Annotated in this window: 19 protein-coding genes; 11 read left to right on the plus strand and 8 right to left on the minus strand. The window is 42.2% G+C overall.

What is annotated here, in order from left to right; all coding sequences use genetic code 11:
• Positions 1–54: 54 nt before the first annotated feature.
• Positions 55–1833: an amidohydrolase gene (locus GWK51_RS01910; RefSeq protein WP_161932461.1), complete on the plus strand. Its 1779-nt coding sequence runs from the start codon at positions 55–57 to the stop codon at positions 1831–1833.
• A 193-nt stretch (positions 1834–2026) separates the two neighbouring features.
• A complete protein-coding gene (locus GWK51_RS01915) occupies positions 2027–2482 on the plus strand; it encodes an Mpo1 family 2-hydroxy fatty acid dioxygenase (protein ID WP_161932462.1) in 456 nt (151 codons plus the stop codon).
• A gap of 62 nt (positions 2483–2544) precedes the next feature.
• On the opposite strand, the gene GWK51_RS01920 is transcribed toward GWK51_RS01915, so the two are convergent.
• The 6 genes from GWK51_RS01920 to rpsB form a co-directional block, all read right to left on the minus strand.
• Positions 2545–2859 carry an AzlD domain-containing protein gene (locus GWK51_RS01920; protein ID WP_161932463.1) on the minus strand — a complete coding sequence of 105 codons (315 nt, stop codon included), beginning with the start codon at positions 2857–2859 and terminating at the stop codon, positions 2545–2547.
• Entirely contained in the window at positions 2856–3569 is a 714-nt protein-coding gene (locus GWK51_RS01925; RefSeq protein ID WP_161932464.1) for an AzlC family ABC transporter permease, read from the minus strand. Before GWK51_RS01925 ends, GWK51_RS01920 begins: the two co-directional genes overlap by 4 nt.
• A 162-nt stretch (positions 3570–3731) precedes the next feature.
• The gene (locus tag GWK51_RS01930; RefSeq protein WP_161932465.1) at positions 3732–4562 is read right to left on the minus strand and encodes a helix-turn-helix transcriptional regulator; all 831 of its coding nucleotides are present in this window, start codon (positions 4560–4562) and stop codon (positions 3732–3734) included.
• 95 nt (positions 4563–4657) lie between these two features.
• The gene (locus tag GWK51_RS01935) at positions 4658–5137 is read right to left on the minus strand and encodes a DUF3465 domain-containing protein (RefSeq protein WP_161932466.1); all 480 of its coding nucleotides are present in this window, start codon (positions 5135–5137) and stop codon (positions 4658–4660) included.
• Between the two features lie 66 nt (positions 5138–5203).
• Complete coding sequence (gene tsf, locus GWK51_RS01940; RefSeq protein WP_100241035.1) at positions 5204–6079, minus strand: translation elongation factor Ts; 876 nt, start codon at positions 6077–6079, stop codon at positions 5204–5206.
• A 144-nt stretch (positions 6080–6223) separates the two neighbouring features.
• A complete protein-coding gene (rpsB, locus tag GWK51_RS01945; RefSeq protein WP_100241034.1) occupies positions 6224–6976 on the minus strand; it encodes a 30S ribosomal protein S2 in 753 nt (250 codons plus the stop codon).
• A 208-nt stretch (positions 6977–7184) separates the two neighbouring features.
• Here rpsB and map point away from each other — a divergent pair, with 208 nt between their 5' ends.
• The 7 genes from map to GWK51_RS01975 all read left to right on the plus strand — a co-directional run bounded on the left by map (position 7185) and on the right by GWK51_RS01975 (position 15044).
• The gene (gene map / locus GWK51_RS01950; RefSeq protein ID WP_161932467.1) at positions 7185–8030 is read left to right on the plus strand and encodes a type I methionyl aminopeptidase; all 846 of its coding nucleotides are present in this window, start codon (positions 7185–7187) and stop codon (positions 8028–8030) included.
• 307 nt (positions 8031–8337) lie between these two features.
• Complete coding sequence (locus GWK51_RS01955; RefSeq protein ID WP_161932468.1) at positions 8338–9408, plus strand: OmpW/AlkL family protein; 1071 nt, start codon at positions 8338–8340, stop codon at positions 9406–9408.
• A gap of 429 nt (positions 9409–9837) precedes the next feature.
• Positions 9838–11184 (plus strand): MFS transporter, encoded by a 1347-nt coding sequence (locus GWK51_RS01960; RefSeq protein WP_100241031.1) that lies wholly within the window; start codon positions 9838–9840, stop codon positions 11182–11184.
• Positions 11185–11276: 92 nt separating this feature from the next.
• Positions 11277–12491: an alginate export family protein gene (locus tag GWK51_RS01965; RefSeq protein ID WP_161932469.1), complete on the plus strand. Its 1215-nt coding sequence runs from the start codon at positions 11277–11279 to the stop codon at positions 12489–12491.
• Between the two features lie 143 nt (positions 12492–12634).
• Positions 12635–13846, plus strand: a complete 1212-nt coding sequence (locus tag GWK51_RS01970) for an MFS transporter (RefSeq protein WP_161932470.1) — start codon at positions 12635–12637, stop codon at positions 13844–13846.
• Entirely contained in the window at positions 13839–13976 is a 138-nt protein-coding gene (locus GWK51_RS16435) for a hypothetical protein (protein ID WP_171479137.1), read from the plus strand. Before GWK51_RS01970 ends, GWK51_RS16435 begins: the two co-directional genes overlap by 8 nt.
• Before the next feature lie 108 nt (positions 13977–14084).
• A complete protein-coding gene (locus GWK51_RS01975; protein WP_161932471.1) occupies positions 14085–15044 on the plus strand; it encodes a TauD/TfdA dioxygenase family protein in 960 nt (319 codons plus the stop codon).
• A gap of 72 nt (positions 15045–15116) precedes the next feature.
• Here the strand turns inward: GWK51_RS01975 and sthA are convergent, their stop codons facing one another.
• Positions 15117–16532: a Si-specific NAD(P)(+) transhydrogenase gene (gene sthA, locus GWK51_RS01980; protein ID WP_100241028.1), complete on the minus strand. Its 1416-nt coding sequence runs from the start codon at positions 16530–16532 to the stop codon at positions 15117–15119.
• A 195-nt stretch (positions 16533–16727) separates the two neighbouring features.
• Here sthA and lipA point away from each other — a divergent pair, with 195 nt between their 5' ends.
• Positions 16728–17741, plus strand: a complete 1014-nt coding sequence (gene lipA / locus GWK51_RS01985; RefSeq protein WP_100241027.1) for a lipoyl synthase — start codon at positions 16728–16730, stop codon at positions 17739–17741.
• Between the two features lie 84 nt (positions 17742–17825).
• On the opposite strand, the gene GWK51_RS01990 is transcribed toward lipA, so the two are convergent.
• On the minus strand, positions 17826–18083 hold the full coding sequence (locus GWK51_RS01990) for a hypothetical protein (RefSeq protein WP_142769159.1): 258 nt from the start codon (positions 18081–18083) through the stop codon (positions 17826–17828).
• Positions 18084–18325: 242 nt separating this feature from the next.
• Here GWK51_RS01990 and GWK51_RS01995 point away from each other — a divergent pair, with 242 nt between their 5' ends.
• Complete coding sequence (locus GWK51_RS01995; protein WP_216071659.1) at positions 18326–19078, plus strand: hypothetical protein; 753 nt, start codon at positions 18326–18328, stop codon at positions 19076–19078.
• Positions 19079–19081 lie beyond the last annotated feature (3 nt).

A 19081-nucleotide genomic window follows, 5' to 3' on the forward strand; every position in this document is an offset into this window, starting at 1 on the left:
TGTTATTTTAAAAAAAAGACAAGAAATCGACGACCTCAGGGGGAAAACGATCCAATGACCAAATCAATCCAATGTCTTAATACTTCACATTTAAAAGTTTTAGCTCTGATGAGCACGGTTTTATTGTCTGCATGCAGCTATTCAATCTCCAAACACATCCATCGTGGTGAAAAGTCAGATCCCAAACAGGATGCAACCTTTATTCTGCATGGGGGTCCCATTCTCACCATGCAAGGTGACACCCCCACTTATGTGGAAGCCATGTTGGTTGAAAATGGCATGATTAAATTCACTGGGTCTTTTGATGAAGCCAAACGACTGAATCAGCGTGCACAACGTTTTAATCTAAAGAACAATACGGTGATCCCTGGGCTGATTGATGCACATAGTCATGCGAACAGTGTTGGACTACAACAAACTGTAGCAAATTTATATTCTCCTCCAGATGGTAAAGTGACGGACATCCCTTCTCTCATTCAAACCATGCAGGAATGGAAAAATAAGAATCCTGAATTTATTCAACAATCCTCGGGCTGGATTATTGGTAATGGCTACGATGATGCACAACTTGCAGAACAGCGCCATCCGACAGCGACCGAACTGGATGAAATTTCCACAGAGCAACCTGTCATTATTTTGCATCAGTCAGGACATTTAGCCACAGTCAACCACAAAGCGCTTGAACTGCTTAAAATTGATGCCAAAACACCCAACCCTGTTGGTGGCGTCATCCGTCGCAAAGCAAACTCGAAAGAACCGAATGGTGTACTGGAAGAAAGTATCGTTTTTCACGCCATGATCCAGATTTTCCAACATATGCCGCCTGAGGTGATGGAGAAAATGGCACTAACGGCTGTGCAAACTTATGTGAAAAATGGCTATACCACCATTCAAGAAGGTCGAGCGGATGCAGGTACTTCAGAGTTATGGCGTAATATCGCGCAAAAAGGCAAATTGCCTGTAGATTTGGTGGTCTATCCAGATATCAGTACAGAACAAACCTACATGCTGCAACATGGTACTTCACGGGACTATAAACACCACTATCGCATTGGTGGGGTTAAAATCAGTCTGGATGGGTCGCCTCAGGGTAAAACGGCTTGGCTGACTAAACCATATTTGGTTCCGCCTGAAGGTCAGAAAAAATCTTATCGGGGTTATGCCGCATTCCCACAACAAAGTACAGTTCAAAATCTGATTGATTTAACTTTCCAAAATAATTGGCAAATTCTGGCTCATGCCAATGGCGATGCTGCAATTGACCAGTATTTAACGACCATCGAGAATGCCACCGCTAAATTCCCAGCCCGAGATCGACGTAATGTGATTATTCATGCGCAAACCATGCGCGAAGATCAACTTGATAAAGCCAAAGAACTAAAACTGATTCCATCATTCTTTTCGCTACACACCTACTACTGGGGGGATTGGCATATTCACCAAACTTTGGGACTACAACGTGCCCAGAATATTTCACCAACAGGTTCGGCGCTGCGTAAAGGTATTTTATTTACCGAGCATCATGATGCCCCTGTTATTCCGCCGAATAGCATGATGACCTTAGATACGACGGTCAATCGAGTCACACGTAGTGGCGTCGTGTTAGGTGCCGAGCAGCGTGTCAGTCCTTATCTTGCACTCAAGAGCATGACCAGCTGGGCTGCCTATCAATATTTTGAAGAAGACAGTAAAGGAACCTTGAGTGCTGGGAAATTGGCTGACTTTGTCATTCTTGATCAAAACCCCATGACCGTACCCAGCAATCAAATCAAAAATATTAAAGTGCTCGCCACTTTCAAAGAAGGAAAAGAAGTCTTTCATGCTGCCAACTAAGCCAGCATAAATCACTTAAATGTTCACAGCAGTTTCAAGGTCTCTTTATACTGCTGTGATCCCTATCTCTCCAGCCAAACATCCATCTTAAGCACCAAACTGTCATTTTGACCTCACTTCAATTCTGTTTTATATTTTCGGTTAAATGAAGGAAATAAAAACGACAACACATCACACTTCGCAGGAGCGACTTATGAAAACCGTGACAGAATGGTTCGATGAATATAGCGAAAGTCACCAAAATAAAACCAACAAACTCATTCACTGGTTTTGCGTACCCACAATTCTATTTTCAATTATTGGCATCTTGGCGCATTTTAGCGCTTTGCTCACCGCACTGATTGTGATCTTAACCCTGCTCTTTTATAGCCGCTTGGATATTGTTTTGGCCGTTGCAATGGCTGCACTCATTGTTGTTATGGCATGGCTAATTTACATATTACCTGTCGGTGTTGGTTTTTATATTGCGCTGTTCGTTTTTGCATGGATTGGACAGTTTTATGGGCATAAAATTGAAGGAAAGAAACCTTCTTTCTTTAAAGACCTCCAATTCCTCCTCATCGGCCCAATTTGGTGTATGGATGCGTATCTAAGTAAACTAGTGCCTAAATTAAAAACCCATGCTAGAGCGCAAATGAACGCAATTTAGCGCGCATTTCCAATTTTGACTGTGGAAGAGCCCTTTCTTTAGCTTTTCCACAGTGAATTGATTCAAAAGACCAACATCTCTAATGCATAAAAAAACAGCAAACTTAAAGCCAAACTTAATAAAACCCGACGCAGAAATAAGGACACCAGTACGCAAAAAATCGTCGCATAAAAATAACTATTGCTAGTTAAGGATCGCCACTCACCTGCATCATAAAAAATAATCGGAATACAAATGGCGGTGAGCAAACAAGGCGCCGAATACTTCAACATGCGCTCAAAAAAAACGGGAAACCGAATGGCAACTTTAGGTTCTAAAAACACATAGCGATTAAAAAAAACAATCCCAGCCAACAAGAAAATAAATGCCCAACTCATGCCTTTTTCTCCCAGCGTTCCATATAGACCGCCACACCCATTCCCAGCATGCCCGAAATTAGGATGGCAGCATCAATATGTAAGGCGGTGAGGCAAAGGGAACTGATGATTGTTGTGAGTACCCCCAGCAAACTGACCCAATTTTTTATAAAAGGCACAATAATCGCCACCAGCACAGCAACAATTGAAAAATCCAGATGTAGACTGGATAAATTGGGGATGGTCGATGCTAAATAGATTCCCAACACGCTAAACAGCACCCATGCCAAATAGAAACTTAACCCTGCACCCAGCAGATAATATGGTCGACGCTGTGATTTTCGCATGGCAACCGCAAACAACTCATCGGTTAATAAAAAACCCAAAGGAATACGGTAATAACTCGCCAAAACAGAAATATCCTTGCGCAGCGTAAGTGCATAAATAAAATGCTGACTGGTCAAGAAAAAAACCGTTATTGCAATGGTGATTGCTGTGGCATCGGCCGACCACATTCCCAAACTGACCAGCTGCGCTGCACCAGCAAATACCACTGCCGACATCGCGACCGCTTGAGGGATTGTTAGTCCCGCATCAATTGCCACTGAACCCGCCAAGATACCCCATGGGAGGACTGCAATTGATAACGGTAAAATATCTAAAGCTCCTTGCATAAAATCTTGGGATTTTTGATTCGTTGTAGTATCCAGTTGCTGTTGAGAGAGATCCATAAATTACACATCTTCAAGAACACCCAAATAAAATAAGGGTTCTCTCACTGAGTTTTCTTGTATGAAATTGCTGACTGCTTTCGCTTTTATATTTATAAAGAATAATGAAATGATAGAGATAAGAAATTAAAATCTAAGAATTCAAATATACTCTCGTTTGAATTAACGCAGACTGGTCACATATTGCAAAGGTGTTACCCCCATGGCTTTTTTAAAATGGCGATTGAAATGACTCTGATCTGAAAAGCCACATAAGTCAGCCACCAAGGCAATGTTTTCGCCCCGTTTTAAAAGCTGTTTGGCACGATGTAAACGAAACTGAATTAACCATGCATGCGGCGGTAAGCCTGTATATTTTTTAAATTGACGTAAAAAATGCCAAGGACTTAAACCTGCAGTTTCTGCAAGTTCATTCAATGAAAAGTCTTTTTCAGGCGTACTTGCCAATAAATCCTTGATCATCAAGATTCGATTTTGCGCTTCGGGTAAAGGCAACTCACCCACTTTAATACGGCTATGATGCGACATCAAATACGCCAAAGTGGAGAGATATAAGGTTTGCTTAAACAGTTGATTATCTTTATTTTCTAATAAATCGAATAATAAGCTCAGTTGTTGTGCCAAACCTTCATCATGAATGACAGCATTCGGAAACCACGGCATTGTCCCCGAGGAGTGAAAAAAGTCCTGACTGACATCCTTCAGCATTTCAGGAGTTGGATAAATCGCACGATAACGCCATCCTGTCGCTACCGCAGAGGAGCCCGTATGCACTTCATCCGCATTGACCAAAATAATGTCACCTTTCGGTGCAACATGCAGCGCACCCGTCCTATAAAAAGACTGCGCACCTTCTTCAATCACCCCAATGCAATATCCTTCATGAACGTGTTTGGAAAATTGCTTTTGTACATATGACGCATTCAGCAACTCTAAGCCGCCTAATTCTTGTACATGCTTAAATTTCACAAACTCATGCTGTGTTTCATTCATACAATTGTTCATGCATACCCACTAAGTGCTGACCAATTGCAACATAACATGATTATTTTGGCTGTATAGAACAAAATTGCTGTCTACAATTTTCACTATTGGTAGGCTTTTCCCTGATATTTTAACCAGCCAGCAATATGACGTTGCTGCGGATCATGATGCGTCCAGTGAATCACCCCGCCTTTAGGGTTGTATTCATATTCCCCATAAAATTCAACCACATCTCCTTTCTTTAAATTTTCAATTCGTGGTGCTAAATCAATATTATGTGCCACCAACACAGTTAAACCATTGCTAAGCTCAAGAATAAATTTTTGATGCCGTGAACCCTCATTATCATCCTCTAAAACTGCTTTGACTCGACCTTCGGCATGCACTTGAACATTGCTTTGCTGCTGTTGAAATGCCTGTTGGATTTTTTCACTATCATCCAAAGTTGATTGTGTTTCGGACAGAACCACTGCTGACTGCGTATTATTCAGCTGCGGGTTTTGTTTTTGTTCCCGATCAAAACCTAAATACGCACCAATCAGCACCAGAATGACGATACCGATTCTTAAATTTGTTTTATTCATGTCTTGTTATCCTTTTTATTCGATATAAAAAAAGCCCCAAACGGGGCTTTTTTTTGCAAAATTAGATTATTTTGCAGCAGCTTGAGCAGCAGCAACTTCTTCAGCAAAAGAAAGTTCCGCTTTTTTCTCAATACCTTCACCCACTTCGAAACGAACGAATTGAGCTACAGTTGTACCAGTCGCTTTCAATACTTCAGCAACTTTCTTGTCGTTGTCGATTACGTACATTTGACGCTCAAGAACAACTTCGTTCAAGTATTTCTCAACTGAACCAGTTACCATTTTCTCAACGATGTTTGCTGGCTTACCAGATTCAATCGCTTTCGCTTCAGCAATTTCTTTCTCTTTCGCGATAAGATCAGCAGAAACGCCTTCAGCAGTTACAGCAACTGGGTTGAATGCAGCAACGTGCATTGCAACGCCTTTACCAGTTTCAGCAGAACCTGTGTAAGCAACTACAACACCAATTTTTAAACCGTGTTTGTAAACTGCAAGGTTTTCACCTTCAACAATTTTAGCACGACGTACTTGGATGTTTTCACCGATTTTTTGAACAAGAGCGATACGCGCTTCTTCAACAGTAGCACCATCTTCAAGTTTAAGTTCAGCAATTTTAGCAGCATCAGTTTCGCCAGCAGCAAGTGCAGCAGCAGCAACTTTAGCAGAGAAACCAGCAAAGTTTTCGTCTTTAGCAACGAAGTCAGTTTGGCAGTTTACTTCTAAAAGAATTGCTTTGTTGCCTTCTTGAGCGATAGTGATCGCGCCGTCAGCAGCGATGTTACCTGCTTTTTTAGCAGCTTTAGCTTGACCAGATTTACGAAGGTTATCAATCGCTAATTCGATGTCACCGTTCGCTTCTGTTAATGCTTTTTTACATTCCATCATTGCTAAACCAGTACGGTCACGCAATTCTTTAACCATGCTTGCAGTAATAGCAGTCATGTGAATCTCCTAAAAATCGGTAGAAAATGAATTCTTTTTAGAACAGAAACGGCCCAGAGGGATGCTCATGGGCCGTCTGCATACATGACGCTTACTTTGCCACCATCACATGTCGCAAAAATGACAAGCTTGCGTCAAAACGCATTAAGCCTCGGGAGCTTCTTTAGCAGCTTCGTCGCCTTTTGCTTGTGCATTTGCTTGAGTTTGAGCGTACTCTTTACCAGCAAGGATCGCATCAGCCATAGCAGAAGCGTAAAGTGTTACTGCACGGATCGCATCGTCATTACCCGGGATAACGAAATCAACGTTGTCTGGGTTAGAGTTTGTATCAACGATACCGATTACAGGAATACCAAGGTTTTTAGCTTCTTTAATCGCGATTGATTCGTGGTCAACGTCGATTACGAATAATGCGTCAGGTAAACCACCCATGTTTTTAACGCCGCCTAAAGCACGTTCAAGTTTTTCCATCTCACGAGCGCGTTCTAAAGCTTCACGTTTAGTAAGCTTAGCGAAAGTACCGTCTTGAGATTGAGTTTGAAGGTCTTTTAAACGGTTGATAGATTGGCGAAGTGTTTTCCAGTTCGTCAACATACCACCTAACCAACGGTGATCTACATATGGTTGACCAGCGCGTTGAGCTTGTTCACGGATGATGTTTGAAGCAGCACGTTTAGTACCAACGAACAATACTTTGTTCTTTTTGCTTGCAAGATTGTTAACAAAGTTCAAAGCATCATTTAACGCAGGAACAGTGTGCTCAAGGTTGATGATGTGAATTTTGTTACGAGCACCAAAGATGTATTGACGCATCTTTGGGTTCCAGAAACGAGTTTGGTGACCGAAGTGAGCGCCTGCTTGAAGAAGGTCGCGCATGCTTACGTTGTAATCTGCCATTTTCTTTACCTTAAAGTTTGGGTTAGGCCTCCATATATCCGCATTCTCCACCCTTAAAGGGCACCCAGAGTAATGTGTCGATATATGTGCGGATTTTTACCCATTTGAATCAAATAACTCGTGAAGATATTCACGAAAAAGCATTTGATAAAATGGGCGGCTATTTATACCATAGTCACATACAAATTTCCAAAAGTTTTTAGAGATCATGAACACAACTTATCAAGCTCCCCGTCGATTAATTAAAACTGCCGATGAAATTGAAAAAATGCGCGTGGCAGGACGACTGGCGGCGGAAGTGTTGGATATGATCAAACCGCATATCAAACCAGGGGTCACGACCCTCGAATTAGACACGATTTGTCACGATTATATTGTGAACGTGCAAAATGCGATCCCTGCATGTTTAGGTTATGGCGCGGCACCTGGTCGTCCAGCGTTTCAACATACCATCTGTACTTCAGTCAACCATGTGGTGTGTCACGGTATTCCATCTGAAAGCAAAATCTTGAAGAAAGGCGATATCTTAAATATTGACGTGACCGTGATTAAAGACGGTTTCCACGGCGATACCAACATGATGTACGTGGTGGGTGAAGAAACTTCTATTCTTGCGGACCGTTTATGTAAAGTCGCACAAGAAGCGATGTATCGTGGTATTGCAACGGTTAAGCCGGGTTCAACCATTGGTGATATTGGTTTAGCCATTCAGAAATACGTTGAGTCGGAGCGTTTTAGCGTTGTCCGTGAATATTGTGGTCACGGTATTGGCACGGTATTCCATGATGAGCCACAAGTCTTGCATTATGGTCAAGGCAACAGCGGTATGATCCTTGAAGAAGGCATGACCTTTACCATTGAGCCAATGGTCAATGCAGGTGTATGGCAAACCAAATTACTGGGTGATAAATGGACGGTTGTGACCAAAGATCACAAACTTTCTGCACAATATGAACACACAATTTTAGTGACCAAAGACGGCGTTGAAATTTTAACTGCACGTCCTGAAGAAGATTTATCTCGTTTTCAGACTGAAAACGTGTCATTGGCTTAAAAACTAAGTCAGTGGTCAAAAAGGTCACCTTCGGGTGATCTTTTTTTATCTCCAAAACCAACAAACCAAAACCATTTTATTATTTATTTTTAATTACTTATAAAATATTCAGATCGACCACTTTAAATCCCTATACAGCTTTTTGAAATAACACAATTGATTGACAGGTAACAGAATCATAAAAAAATCACGGTAATTTTCACAATTTTTTAAAAATATTCCTGTTCGAAAACAACAGTTTTCTTTTGCTTCAATATTGAATAATGCCCCTGAATAAAAATGATGAAAAATGGACATGGAGTCCCCTATGCAAAAATCAGGATTGGCGTTTTCAGTCGCTATTGCCCTTATGCCTACAATAAGCCAAGCAAAATCTCCATATTTTAGCCTGCAAGATGGCGAGGGTTTTAAACGCTTCTCTATTTCCGTTGGTGCACTGCACGTTATGCCTCAAGGACAGGCACAACCCTTTCGAGTCAATACTGCTGTTGCAGAAGGTGAAACAGCGAATGTCGGCAGCATTCAAGCACAAACTGTTTTAGACAATATTCGCCCAGACAGCGAAGTGAATCCCCTACTCAAAGCAACACTTGAAGGTTTGGCAGCAATTGATGCGCCTGTACCTTCAAGCCTAAGTGGTACTGCTGAAATACACGGTTTGAGTCAATGGGATAATGCAGGTACTGGACTTAAAGCCGACGATGTCACCACTTTAGGTATTATGAGCAATTATTTCTTTACGGACCATGTCTCTTTAGAGGTGAAAGCGGGCATTCCCCCCAAAGTTGATTTACAAGGTCAAGGAAAAATCTATGCACCCTTTTCAGCGATTGCCAGTCCATTGGGGAGTGCTTTGGGACAACTCGAATTAGAAAACGATATTTTAATTACCGACCTGTCTGCTCATGGAGCTGCCGCTTCAGCTCGAGCATGGACCCCTGCATTTGAATTGCAATATCACTTTGGCAAAACTGGGGTGAATAAATTTCGTCCCTATATTGGTTTGGGCGTGATGTATGCCTATTTCAATGAACTTGAAATGAACCCACGTATTGAACAGGATTTAATTGCCGCAGGTCATATGATTGCCAATATTAAAGAAGGTCATGCGGGCGCATCTTTGGAAGCTAAAACCAGTTCAGCCAATCCTCAAGTGGATCTTGAAGCCTCCGATGCCTTTGCACCGATTGCCACTGTTGGATTCACCTATGATTTTAATGCCAATTGGTTTGCTGTCGGCTCGGTCAGTTATGCACAGCTCAGTAATGACACCACCATTACAGTAACCGATGCCAAACTCGGTGAACTGATTCGCTCCAAAGCCAATATAGAAATCAATCCGATTCTGGCCTATGCAGGGATAGGTTATCGCTTTTAAAGCTCATACCACAAATACTTCATATTTATATGATATTTATTTAAATATTCTAAATGTAGTGAAATATCTATGTGGTTTTACCCAGCGCATTCATTCTCTATAGTGCATTGTTATGATGCACTTTAACTGAATACGTTAAAGAATGAATTATTTTTGATCAAATTTCATTCATCTATATTTAAAAAATCTCATCTCACTGTTTAGCCTTATATCAATTAATTTTCATGAGTATAATCAAGTATTTAATCGCAGTATGGGCTGAATAAAGGTTCAATTAGCAATTTTGGCATATTGCTTGCATTTTAATCTACAAGATGAATCAACGCAGATTCACACAGTAAATAGACGGCCAACGATGTCCGTTCTGATCGGATTACAAGTCTCTCGAAAAGCTTGTAAACAAAATGACGCTCAGTTCAGGGGATGGTTATGTCTTCAACAATAAACAGCGACGCTAAAAAAGCGACTCAAATTAAACTTTTCAGTTTCTCTACACCTGCGATGCGTGCTTTCCATATGTCATGGTTAGCATTTTTTGTCTGCTTCTTTGCATGGTTCGCCTGTGCACCATTGATGCCTGTGATTAAAGGCGAATTCAATTTAACCAAAGATCAAATTGCTAATATTAATATTGCGGCAGTTGCCATCACGATTTTAATTCGACTGATCGTTGGACCCTTGTGTGATAAATATGGACCCCGTAAAACCTACACCGCACTGTTACTCTTAGGCAGTATTCCTGTGTTTGGTGTTGCTGCAGCCAATACTTATGAATCCTTTTTATTTTTCCGTTTGCTAATTGGTGCGATTGGTGCAAGTTTTGTGATTACGCAATATCACACCAGCGTAATGTTTGCGCCGAATGTGGTGGGTACAGCCAATGCAGCTACCGCGGGCTGGGGCAACGCAGGTGGTGGTGCGACTCAAGCCTTAATGCCACTGATTTTGGGTGCAATCTTAATGTTTGGCGTTGAGCAAACCATGGGCTGGCGCATTGCCCTCTTGGTACCAGGCGTAATGATGGTGATTGTCGGGATCTTATACTGGAAATTCACACAAGACTGTCCACAAGGTAACTTTAAAGAACTCCGTGCACAAGGTATTGAAGTAGGCAGCGGTAAAAAAGGCAGCACCGCTATTCTTTTACAAGCTGCGCGTAACTATCGCGTCTGGATTCTATTTGTTTCATATGCTGCTTGTTTTGGGATTGAGATCTTTATCCATAACATTGCAGCCATGTATTACACCGAACACTTCAACATGGGGCTAAAAGAAGCAGGACTTGCTGCGGGGATCTTCGGTTTATTGGCACTGTTTGCGCGTGCCTTAGGCGGCATCGTTTCAGACAAAGTCGCAATTGCAAAAGGCTTAGATGGACGCACCAAAGTGCTTTTTACCTTTGTTTTGCTTGAAGGCTTATTCTTAATCCTGTTCTCTCAAATGAATACCGCGGTATTGGCGATTATCAGCATGACAGTATTTGCACTGTTCACCCATATGGCGTGTGGCGCAACTTATGCACTGGTTCCGTTTATTGACCGTGATGCCTTAGGCGGTGTCGCTGGGATTATTGGTGCGGGTGGTAATGTCGGCGCAGTGGCAGCAGGTTTCCTACTTAAAGGACTGTTAGATGTACAAACCTGCTTGTTTATCTTAGGCGGTTTGGTCACTTTGGCTGCCTTTAGTGTCATCTTAATTCGCTTCACTGTCGAACATAAAGCAAAAGAAAAACAACTCTTTGAACAGGCTGTTCTCGAACGCAACAGCATGGCTTAAATCTTCCAAATTTGGGGAATGGTAGAGCACTCGTCTCCTTCCCCCATCTTCCTTGCTCAAAATCTTAGACCTTTATACTTCAGGGAATTTCAATGAAATTACGTATGCTCTCTGTGCTTTCGCTCGCCCTCATTTCCTTAAATTCGGCGTCCGCTGCTGATGATTTCTTTTCCCAAACCAAATTTGGCTTGGACACGCGCTTACGTTATGAAATGGTCGATCAAGACAATCAATTAGAAAATGCAGATGCTGTTACGCTTCGTATTCGCCCCTCCATTCAAACGGGCAGTTGGCATGGTTTCAGTGGCTTTGTGCAAGGTGAAGGCACAATTGAATTAAATGATCGGTTCAACAGCACACGAAATGCAGAAACAACCTATAGCAGTGTGCCTGATCCTGAAAACCTGCAACTGAATCAGCTCTATTTAAAATATGTCAGCAATCCAAAACTGGATTTAACCCTAGGTCGTCAACTCATTAATCTGGATAATCAGCGTTTTGTTGGTTCGGTCGCATGGCGTCAAAATGATCAGACTTTTGATGCTATAGCGCTGAATCTCAAACCACTGACCAATGTCGGGTTGTATTATGCTTATATCAATCAAGTGAATACGATTTTTGGGAGTGAAAATCCTGAACCTAAATATGTGCGGGCACAGGTTGGCGAGCAAGACAGTGATATTCATTTGATTCAAGCCAAATGGAATTACACGCCTGCCTTGAATATGACTGCTTACGGTTATCTTATGGATTTTAATGATCTAGCCGCATGGTCCAATCAGACTTATGGACTGCGTGTGACAGGAAAAGTCAAAAATCTGCGTTATGTTGCTGAGTATGCCAAGCAATCCGACTATGCTGATCAGCCGATTGCTTATGATGCTGACTATTACACGGTAGAACTGGGATACAGCCTCGCAGCTAGCAATCCTTTGGGTGAAGTCGCACTGGGTTACGAAGTTCTTGGCAGTGATCATGGTCAAATGGGTTTTCAGACGCCATTGGCTACCAAACACAAATTTAATGGCTGGACAGATGTTTTTCTAAATACCCCTGCCAACGGTTTAACTGATCTCTATCTCAGTTCAAACATAAATATTCTGCGCCAAGGGAAATTGGCTACGGAATACCATCATTATCGTAGTGATGAACACAGTCTGGATTATGGACAAGAATATGCCGTGTCATTTAGCCATCCACTCCCTCTAAAAGGTCTCTCTGCACTGGCTAAATTTTCAAGCTATCAAGCTGAAGATTATGGGGTAAATACCGATAAATTCTGGCTACAACTGGATTACAAATACTGATTGAATGCTCCGTCCGTTCTACGCTAATAACGGATGGAGCCTACTTTATTACACTTTTCAAATATTTCATTCAAATATCGAATTTTATCGATCTATTGCGTACAATATCGAGCAATCCTCATTATTGTCGTGCAAAAGCTGCTATGTCTGATAGTCAATTTTCCAAGCCATTGATTTATATGCTCATCGGAAGTGCAATTATTTTGGCACTTTCATTGGGTGTAAGACATGCTTTTGGTCTGTATTTGGTTCCCATGAGCCACGAGTTTGGCTGGGGGCATAATGTTTTCAGTTTGGCCATTGCCCTACAAAACCTGATTTGGGGTGCGGTACAGCCTGTCACGGGTGCTTTTGCGGATAAATATGGCAGTAAAATCGTGGTAACAGTGGGCGGTGTGCTCTATGCCATCGGGTTGCTGTTGATGTCAGTCAGTTCAACAGGCTTCATGCTGAATGTCAGTGTGGGATTGATTTTAGGTTTGGCATTGTCTGCAACCTCTTTCCCCGTGTTACTTTCTGCGGTTGGACGTGCAGCACCGCCCGAAAAACGCAGTCTTGCCATGGGAATTGCCAGTGCCGCTGGCTCCTTTGGGCAATTCATTATGTTGCCATCGACCTTGTTACTCTTACAAAGCATTGGCTGGTCTGCCGCTTTGGTCGTGAGTGCCATTCTAATTGCGCTCATTGTGCCACTGGCGTGGATGCTTAAAGCACCGATGTATGTTGCGCCAAATGCCCAAGCATCTGCTGCTCCAGCACTGACATTTAAACAGATTCTCAACATTGCCAAAGCACATAAACCATTTTGGTTCTTGGCTTTAGGCTTCTTGGTCTGCGGCTTTCAGGTGGTATTTATTGGCATTCACTTACCAGGCTATTTAATAGATCACGGCTTTGATGCCACCACTGGCACCATCTTCCTTGCCTTGGTGGGATTATTTAATATCTTCGGGACTTACGGCGCGGGCTGGTTAGGCGGCAAATTTTCCAAACCGAAACTACTCATGGGCTTATATGCACTGCGTGGTGTTGCCATGATTGCCTTTTTAGCTTTACCACTCAGCACTTGGACCGTGTATAGCTTCGGCATCATTATGGGGCTATTATGGTTATCTACCGTGCCGCTGACCAATGGTATTGTTGCCAATATGTTTGGCATTCGCTATTTGTCGATGCTGAGTGGAATTGTGTTCTTTACCCATCAAGTCGGCTCATTCTTTGGTGGCTGGCTTGGCGGTGTCAATCATGACATGACAGGCAATTATCAGGCGGTCTGGATGATTTCAATTGCGCTTAGTGTCTTGGGTGTCTTGGTGCATTTCTTTGTCGATGAAAAGGCGGTGGTTCATGAATAATCCATCTCTATTTTGGCTAAAGACTTCGATCAGTGTGGTCGTATTGGGTCTGATCATTGCGGCCATTGCACTCTGGTCACAAACCCCACAACTGTTTGAATACTTTAACCAAGCCTTTTGCCCGCATTAATCTCTTAAATCGCTCACTCGATTTTTCATAAACTCAGCATTTATTGTTATTTCAAAAAATGCTGAGTTTTTCATAATTTAAAACAACAATAAATTTAGAGCTACAATAATGACCAGCCTGACTCAACTCTCTCAAGCCATTCATGATGCACCGCAATGGCATATTCCCGATGCCTTTCAAGCGAGTAATGAAATTCAAATTACCCCATTGAAAGACCAAGCTTTAGGTGCAGTGGTGACAGGCTTAGATGCACGCAAAGCCCAATCTGGTGAAACCATTTATCGGCTCAAGCAAGCTTTAGCAGAACACCTCATTTTAATCTTTAAACAACAAAGTCTGGATGATCTGCAATATTTAGCTTTTGCCAGTTATTTTGGCGCAATTTTCAGCCCAAGTGCTGACAATCCTGTTCTGGCAAGCCAATCCGATACAGGCACACCGCCCGATGTAGTGCCTGTTTCAAATGCAGTGGGGCAAGGCGACTACACTGGTCATGGCGAACTCAGCCCACATGCAGATCATCAATGGACACCTTTACCATCATTTGGTTCATTACTGTATGCGATTGAGTTACCTCAATCTGGCGGTGAAACCAGCTGGTATAACACCATTCAAGCCTATGATGCGCTGGCGCCTGAACTCAAAGCCCTTATTGATCAGCTTCAACTCATCACTTATAACCCGTTTGTCAGAGCCAACAGCAATAAAGGTTCGGACAACTATTCCAATAATAGCCCTTATTATCGCTTTAAGGATCAACCTATTTTAGGACATGCCTATCCGCATCCTCTTGTCCGCACTCATCCTGAAACGGGACGTAAGGCCTTGTGGTTAAATACCCGCTCAGAAGTGGAATTGCTTAATTATGATGATGTCGCAGGCAGTGCACTGATCGCACAACTGCGCAAACACATCTTAAAACCTGAATTTCGTTATGATCATGCTTGGGAAACAGGCGACATTGTGTTTTGGGATAACCAAGTGACCTTGCATTCTCGAACGCCCTTCCCCTCAGATCAGCGTCGCCTGTTAAAACGCATCAGTCTGGCAGGTGCTCGCCCTTTTTAGAGCTTTGGATATGTGTTCTTGAAATAAAAAAAGCCCATCATCAAGATGGGCTTTTTACAGAGACCTAATTACTTAGAACAAACGGTTCATACCATTTAAGGTCGCTACACGGTAAGCTTCCGCCATGGTCGGATAGTTAAATGTGGTTTCCACAAAATACTTGATAGTATTGTTTGGACTATTCATCACGGCCTGACCAATGTGAATAATTTCCGCAGCATTATTACCAAAGCAATGTACACCTAAAATTTCCAAGGTATCGCGGTGGAATAGAATCTTTAATTCGCCCACGGTATCGCCTGTAATTTGCGCACGTGCCAAGTGACGGAAAGACGCTTGACCCACTTCGTACGGAATTTTCTCTTCCGTTAACTGCTGTTCATTCTTACCAATTGAAGAAATTTCTGGAATGGTATAAATCCCTGTTGGAATATCTACCACAGGCTGAACACCTTCTTCACCGCTCATGTTTGCACCCGCACAACGACCTTGGTCATAGGCAGCAGAAGCCAATGAAGGCCAGCCAATCACGTCACCCGCAGCGTAGATGTTTTCAACTTCGGTTTGGTACTGATCATTCACCATGATTTGACCGCGGCTGTTTGGGGTAATCCCAACATTCTCCAGCCCTAGACCATCGGTATTGCCTGAACGACCGTTACACCACAAAATCGCATCGGCTTTAATTTTCTTGCCGCTGAGCAAGTGCATCACCACGTGATCATCAAAAGTTTCAAGGTGATCAATCTGTTCGTTATGGCGAATCAACACACCCTGCTCACGTAAGTGATATGACAAGGCATCAGAAATTTCATCATCTAAATAGCTGAGCAATTTCATTTGGGTGTTGATCAAATCAACTTTGTGATCTAGACCAATGAAGATAGACGCATATTCACAGCCAATGACACCAGCGCCATAAATAATGATTTTCTGAATTGAGAAATCCAAATCCAAAATTTTGTCTGAATCAAATACACGTGGGTGATTGAAATCCAACATTGCTGGACGGTATGGACGGCTACCCGTCGCAATCACCAACTGTTTAAACATGATGGTTTCTTTTACCCCTTCAGAGGTAAACACCAATACTGTATTCGCATCTTGGATATACGCACGACCGTGGAAAATATCAATTCTATTACGGTCATAAAAGCGTGAGTGGGTATCGACTTGTTGTTGAATCACTTTGTGCGCATTACGCAACACTTGCTTCATGGTGAACTGTTTCCAATCCCCAACTTTTTGGAACATTGGATCACGTTGGTAACGAATAATGCTCGATACCGTTTGACGTAAAGCTTTACTTGGAATTGTCCCAACGTGGGTACAGTTCCCCCCTAATTGCTCACGCATATCAATAATTGCAACACGCTTGCCCGATTTGGCAAGTTTCATTGCCGCGCCTTCACCAGCAGGGCCCGAACCGAGAACAACCGCATCGTATTTTACGAAAGTTCCACTAACGACCTCTTTCTTACGTGGCATTCAACGCTCCTTTTCTATAAATCTGTGTCTATTTTCGCTCTATTATGACTGAAAATAGGTGACTTTGCTGTATTTCATAGTCATATATTGAGTGATAACGACATTTAGAAAATGAATAGTGTTTTCGCCCTATCAATGTGCAATTCCGTTATAATGTGGTCATATCTCTCCGTGTAAACAGTGGAATAGTTGAATATGTCTGAAAGCCGTAAACCTGAACAGGGTGTTAAACTTCGTGGTGCAGAAAAAGTCTCACGTATTCCTGTCAAAGTTGTTCCTACGGTTGAAGTGCCTCGCAAGCCAGACTGGATTCGTGTCAAGATGACAGCGCCTGAGGAAGTTCAACGCATTAAAACAACACTACGTGCGCAAAAATTACATACCGTTTGTGAAGAAGCAGCTTGCCCGAATTTACCTGAATGTTTCGGTGGTGGTACAGCAACCTTCATGATCATGGGCGACATTTGTACCCGTCGTTGCCCGTTCTGTGATGTTGCACATGGTCGTCCAAATGCGTTAGACCCAGATGAACCACGCCATATGGCAGAAACCATTGCAAACTTAGGTTTAAAATATGCCGTAATTACTTCGGTAGACCGTGATGATCTACTGGATGGTGGTGCTCAGCACTTTGTGGATTGTATTAAAGAAGCACGCAGCTTAAGCCCGAAAACCTTGTTGGAAATTTTGGTGCCTGACTTCCGTGGTCGTATGGATATTGCTTTACGCATCATGACGGAATGTCCACCAGATGTGTTTAACCACAATATTGAAACTGTGCCACGCTTGTATAAAGCCATGCGCCCAGGTTCAGATTACCAGCACTCTTTAACGCTACTTAAAATGTTTAAAGAATATTGCCCTGATGTGCCAACCAAATGTGGTTTGATGGTGGGTATTGGTGAAACTGAAGAAGAAGTGATTGCGTTATTAGACGACTTACGTGCCCATGATGTGGACTACGTAACCATCGGTCAATATTTACAGCCTTCTAAAGAACATGCACCAATTGACCGTTTTGTCAGCCCAGAAGAGTTTGAACGCTATGCAGAGCATGGTCGTAAACTTGGATTTAGAAATATCTGGTCTGCACCTATGGTACGTTCAAGCTATTTTGCAGACCGTCAATACTATGGCGAACCAGTACCTGAGGTACGTCGTAAAGTTGATCCTGCCAAAAAAATTGCAGTACAAACCATTGAAGCTTAATTAAAGCTAAAATTGAAAAAACCCTTTAAATTTAATATTTAAAGGGTTTTTTATTGCCTAAAACTAATACATAGATGCCTGATCCTAAATCCAATAAACATTAAAACTGTAGAAAAATTCATTCACTTCAAAACGTACTTGGTACCCCAATTGAGTCAATTCAGCCGAAAGCTCCCGAATCTCATTTAAGGGCAAATGTTTCGGTAAAACCGCAAACACGGCCGTATTTCCTTGCTGGGCGCTTTCTTCTATTAATTTGGCAAGCCGTTCTTTATATAAATTGATATCTAACTTGGCAGTTGCGGAAAGAATTTTTGCCTGATCTGCTGTGATAAAACTCATCGTTGTTCTCATTATAGTGATGCGTAATTTTTAATCATAGCAAATGAAAAATAGAGAAACGAGAGATTTCGAATGACATTTTTCCTAAATCATCAAGTTCATTTCCTGTGCAAGACTGAACAACATACGACCTTAAAATTCACCATTCCTTACATCTCCTAACGCATTATCAACAGCATAAAATTGCTTAATTTATGATTAAAAAATAAACTAATCATATAACAAAAAAATGGAGCATAAGAATGATCCTTCGAAAGAAACAACTCCTGACCACTTTATTCATGTCGGTTTGCTTGCTACAAACACCCATGCTTTTGGCGGCAAGTGATATGCGCACTGAACAAGTCCAATTTAAGAAAGGTACCTCAAGTGCTGTGATTTCTTCCTCCATCAAAGGCTATGAAATTGTGGACTATGAACTCCGTGCGAATGCAGGACAAGTCATGAATACCAGTTTAGCCACCAAGCATGGCGCCACCTATTTCAATATTTTGGCACCAGGGGAAAATGAAACTGCCATGTTTGTAGGTTCTTCAAGTGGTAAACAATTTGAAGGCGTCTTACCTAAAACTGGCATATATAAGATTCGTGTATATATGATGCGCTTAGCAGCACGTAGAAATGAAGTTGCCCCCTATCGCCTAGAAATAATAATTAGTGGCAAGGCGACGCAAACCACCTCACATGATGCCAAAGTGGCAGGTACCCCCTACCATGCGACTGGTAAAATTCCATGCACTGCAATGTCTGGACAACCGATGGGAACTTGCCAATTTGGGGTAATACGCCAAGGCAACGGTAATGCTTTAGTTACAGTGACACATAACAATGGCAAAAAACGCGTCATCATTTTCCAAAATGGTCGAGCTACTGGATACGATCAGAGTCAGGCTGATAATCCAAAATTTAGCAGCAGTAAAGATTCCGACCTAAATATCATTAAAATTGGCTCGGAACGCTATGAAATTCCTGATGCCGTGGTTTATGGCGGATAACTC

Source organism: Acinetobacter kanungonis (assembly GCF_009939195.1).
Lineage (GTDB): Bacteria > Pseudomonadota > Gammaproteobacteria > Pseudomonadales > Moraxellaceae > Acinetobacter > Acinetobacter kanungonis.

Coding starts and splice junctions, on each gene's coding strand:
- GWK51_RS01910 (WP_161932461.1), top strand. CDS start 55: ATGACCAAATCAATCCAATGTCTTAATACTTCACATTTAAAAGTTTTA.
- GWK51_RS01915 (WP_161932462.1), top strand. CDS start 2,027: ATGAAAACCGTGACAGAATGGTTCGATGAATATAGCGAAAGTCACCAA.
- GWK51_RS01920 (WP_161932463.1), bottom strand. CDS start 2,859: ATGAGTTGGGCATTTATTTTCTTGTTGGCTGGGATTGTTTTTTTTAAT.
- GWK51_RS01925 (WP_161932464.1), bottom strand. CDS start 3,569: ATGGATCTCTCTCAACAGCAACTGGATACTACAACGAATCAAAAATCC.
- GWK51_RS01930 (WP_161932465.1), bottom strand. CDS start 4,562: ATGAATGAAACACAGCATGAGTTTGTGAAATTTAAGCATGTACAAGAA.
- GWK51_RS01935 (WP_161932466.1), bottom strand. CDS start 5,137: ATGAATAAAACAAATTTAAGAATCGGTATCGTCATTCTGGTGCTGATT.
- tsf (WP_100241035.1), bottom strand. CDS start 6,079: ATGACTGCTATTACTGCAAGCATGGTTAAAGAATTGCGTGACCGTACT.
- rpsB (WP_100241034.1), bottom strand. CDS start 6,976: ATGGCAGATTACAACGTAAGCATGCGCGACCTTCTTCAAGCAGGCGCT.
- map (WP_161932467.1), top strand. CDS start 7,185: ATGAACACAACTTATCAAGCTCCCCGTCGATTAATTAAAACTGCCGAT.
- GWK51_RS01955 (WP_161932468.1), top strand. CDS start 8,338: ATGCAAAAATCAGGATTGGCGTTTTCAGTCGCTATTGCCCTTATGCCT.
- GWK51_RS01960 (WP_100241031.1), top strand. CDS start 9,838: ATGTCTTCAACAATAAACAGCGACGCTAAAAAAGCGACTCAAATTAAA.
- GWK51_RS01965 (WP_161932469.1), top strand. CDS start 11,277: ATGAAATTACGTATGCTCTCTGTGCTTTCGCTCGCCCTCATTTCCTTA.
- GWK51_RS01970 (WP_161932470.1), top strand. CDS start 12,635: ATGTCTGATAGTCAATTTTCCAAGCCATTGATTTATATGCTCATCGGA.
- GWK51_RS16435 (WP_171479137.1), top strand. CDS start 13,839: ATGAATAATCCATCTCTATTTTGGCTAAAGACTTCGATCAGTGTGGTC.
- GWK51_RS01975 (WP_161932471.1), top strand. CDS start 14,085: ATGACCAGCCTGACTCAACTCTCTCAAGCCATTCATGATGCACCGCAA.
- sthA (WP_100241028.1), bottom strand. CDS start 16,532: ATGCCACGTAAGAAAGAGGTCGTTAGTGGAACTTTCGTAAAATACGAT.
- lipA (WP_100241027.1), top strand. CDS start 16,728: ATGTCTGAAAGCCGTAAACCTGAACAGGGTGTTAAACTTCGTGGTGCA.
- GWK51_RS01990 (WP_142769159.1), bottom strand. CDS start 18,083: ATGAGTTTTATCACAGCAGATCAGGCAAAAATTCTTTCCGCAACTGCC.
- GWK51_RS01995 (WP_216071659.1), top strand. CDS start 18,326: ATGATCCTTCGAAAGAAACAACTCCTGACCACTTTATTCATGTCGGTT.